This window comes from Faecousia intestinalis, assembly GCF_040096185.1.
Taxonomy (GTDB): domain Bacteria; phylum Bacillota; class Clostridia; order Oscillospirales; family Oscillospiraceae; genus JAZOXB01.
This window is the reverse complement of sequence record NZ_JBBMFF010000126.1, coordinates 1-2,500: the sequence shown is the minus strand read 5'-3', so window position 1 is coordinate 2,500 and position 2,500 is coordinate 1. Positions and strand designations below refer to the sequence as shown.

Sequence of the window (2,500 nt, the reverse complement as noted above, 5' to 3'; positions counted from 1 at the left end):
CGGCCCGGCAGCGCGCCGCCGGGCCCGGCTGTCCGCTCCCCTACAATGGCGTGTGCGATCAACGTGACGGCCTTCCCGCGATCGTCACGGGCGCGGAGCGCCCTCGCAATGACAAGTCGGGGGCTATCTCCCGATTTCGAATTCCTCATTTCCCGCTGAACTCTCTGCAATACGGCCGCAGCTCGCACCGGTCGCAGTGCGGACTGCGCGCCGTGCACACCTCGCGGCCGAACAGGACGATCCGGTGGCAGAAATCCGAGCTTTCTTCCGGCGGGAGGATGGCGCGCAGCTGCCGCTCGACCTTCTCCGGCTCCTTGCCGCAGGCCAGCCCGAGGCGGTTTGCGATGCGGATGCAGTGCGTGTCGCACACGACGGCCGGCTTGCCGTAGAGGTCGCCCAGCAGCAGGTTGGCCGTCTTCCGCCCGACGCCCGGCAGCCGCAGGAGCTGCTCCATCGTGTCCGGCACGCGCCCGCCGTACTCGTCGCGGAGCATCCGGCAGGCCGCCACGATGTCCTGCGCCTTGTGGTGGAAGAAGCCGCACGAGCGAACATACTCCTCGACCTCCGCCACATCCGCCTCCGCAAAGGCGTCGAGCGTCGGATAGCGCGCAAACAGCGCGGGCGTGACCTGATTGACGCGCGCGTCCGTGCACTGCGCCGAAAGGCGCACCGAGATCATCAGCTCGTAGTCCTTCCCATAGTGCAGCGCGCAAAGCGCGTCCGGATACCGCTCCCGCAGCGCCGCAATGATCGCCGCGACCTTTTCCTCCATGCCGATCCCTCCGTTTCGTTTGCGTCAATTATAGCATAGTTTGCGGGGAAAAGCCAGTCCGTCGCGCACTGCAGGGGCCCGGCTGTCCGCCGCCCTGCAGCATTGCCCTCTCCGTTCTGGACATTCTCCTCAAAATGCGGTATAATATCAGGAACAAGTTTTCGGGAATCTGAGGTGATCGCATGTACCAGCCGCTGGCAGACGAGCTGCGGCCGACAACGCTCGACGACGTCTACGGGCAGGAGGAAATCCTCGGCGAGGGCAGGATGCTCCGCCGGATGATCGAGTCCGGCCGCGTGCCGAACCTGATCTTCTACGGCCCGAGCGGCACGGGCAAGACGACCGTCGCCAACATCATCGCTGCCGCCACGCAGCGCACCCTCTATAAGCTCAACGCCACGACGGCCTCCACGGCCGACATCCGGGAGATCGTCTCTCAGCTCGACACCTTCATGGCCCCGAACGGCGTTCTGCTCTACCTCGACGAGATCCAGTCGTTCAACAAAAAGCAGCAGCAGTCCCTGCTCGAGCACATCGAAAACGGCAAGATCACGCTCATCGCCTCCACGACGGAGAACCCGTATTTCTATATTTTCAACGCCATTCTCAGCCGCTGCACGGTCTTCGAGTTCAAGCCCATCACGCCCGCGGCCGCTGAGAAGGCCGTCCGCCGCGCCGTGGACTATCTGGCAAAAAAGGAGCAGCTCGAGGTCACGGCGGAGCCGGGCGCGCTCGAGCACATCGCAAGCTCCTGCGGCGGCGATATCCGCAAGGCGCTCAATGCCGTCGAGGCCCTGTTTCTCGTCGCCAGGACCGGCGACACGAGCCTGCATATCCGTCTCGAGGATGCGAAGGCCGTCACGCAGCGCTCGGCCATGCGCTATGACCGCGAGGGCGACAACCACTATGACTGCCTTTCGGCCCTCATGAAGTCCATCCGCGGCTCGGACCCCGACGCCGCCATCCACTATCTGGCGCGCTTTCTCGAGGTCGGCGACCTGCCCGCCTGCTGCCGCCGCCTGCTGTGCTCCGCCGCGGAGGACATCGGCCTTGCCTACCCGCAGGCCATATCCATCGTCAAGGCCTGCGTCGACAGTGCCCTGCAGCTCGGCATGCCGGAGGCGCGCCTGCCGTTGGCGGATGCCGTGCTCGTTCTGGCGACGGCCCCGAAGTCCAATTCCGGCGTGCTGGCCATCGACGCCGCGCTGGCGGATGTCCGGCACGGGAAAACCGGCGTCATCCCGCGCGAGCTGCAGAACGTCCACGCCGACAGCGCCGGGCAGGAACGCGAGCAGGGCTATCTCTACCCGCACAATTTCCCGAACCACTGGGTCCCGCAGCAGTACCTGCCGGACCTGTTAAAGGGCACGGTCTACTATCACTACGGCGACAACAAGGTCGAGCAGGCCGCCCGGCACTATTGGGACGCAATCAAAGGAGGCAGCGATGGAAATTCAGGTCGGTGATATTCTCGTGATGAAAAAGCCGCACCCCTGCGGTGCGTCGCGCTGGCTCGTCCTGCGCACCGGCGCGGACCTGCGCCTGCGCTGCACCGGCTGCGGCCATGAGGTCATGAAGCCGCGCTTCCAGATATTACCCCGCGTAAGGTCCGTCGAGCGCGGGGAGAAGCAGGGTTAACGCGTTGCAGGGGAGGGGCAGCCCGTACAAGCCGCCGTTAAAATGGCAAACGCTCCCGACTTGTCATTGCGAGGAGGCCAACGGCCGACG

3 protein-coding genes are annotated in these 2,500 nt (G+C 65.2%); 2 read left to right on the top strand and 1 reads right to left on the bottom strand.

Annotated elements, in window-relative coordinates; all coding sequences use genetic code 11:
• Window positions 1-145: 145 nt before the first annotated feature.
• Window positions 146-772: an endonuclease III gene (gene nth / locus WMO66_RS02575; protein WP_349134848.1), complete on the bottom strand. Its 627-nt coding sequence runs from the start codon at window positions 770-772 to the stop codon at window positions 146-148.
• Window positions 773-954: 182 nt separating this feature from the next.
• On the opposite strand from nth, the gene WMO66_RS02570 reads away from it, so the two are divergent.
• Window positions 955-2,238, top strand: coding sequence for a replication-associated recombination protein A (locus tag WMO66_RS02570; protein WP_349134847.1), 1,284 nt, complete (start codon window positions 955-957; stop codon window positions 2,236-2,238).
• Entirely contained in the window at window positions 2,219-2,410 is a 192-nt protein-coding gene (locus WMO66_RS02565) for a DUF951 domain-containing protein (protein WP_349134846.1), read from the top strand. The genes WMO66_RS02570 and WMO66_RS02565 overlap by 20 nt, the downstream gene beginning before the upstream one ends.
• Window positions 2,411-2,500: the final 90 nt, after the last annotated feature.

What these genes read in the sequence shown, in the direction of transcription:
- nth (WP_349134848.1), bottom strand. Translation starts at nt 772, where the DNA reads ATGGAGGAAAAGGTCGCGGCGATCATTGCGGCGCTGCGGGAGCGGTAT.
- WMO66_RS02570 (WP_349134847.1), top strand. Translation starts at nt 955, where the DNA reads ATGTACCAGCCGCTGGCAGACGAGCTGCGGCCGACAACGCTCGACGAC.
- WMO66_RS02565 (WP_349134846.1), top strand. Translation starts at nt 2,219, where the DNA reads ATGGAAATTCAGGTCGGTGATATTCTCGTGATGAAAAAGCCGCACCCC.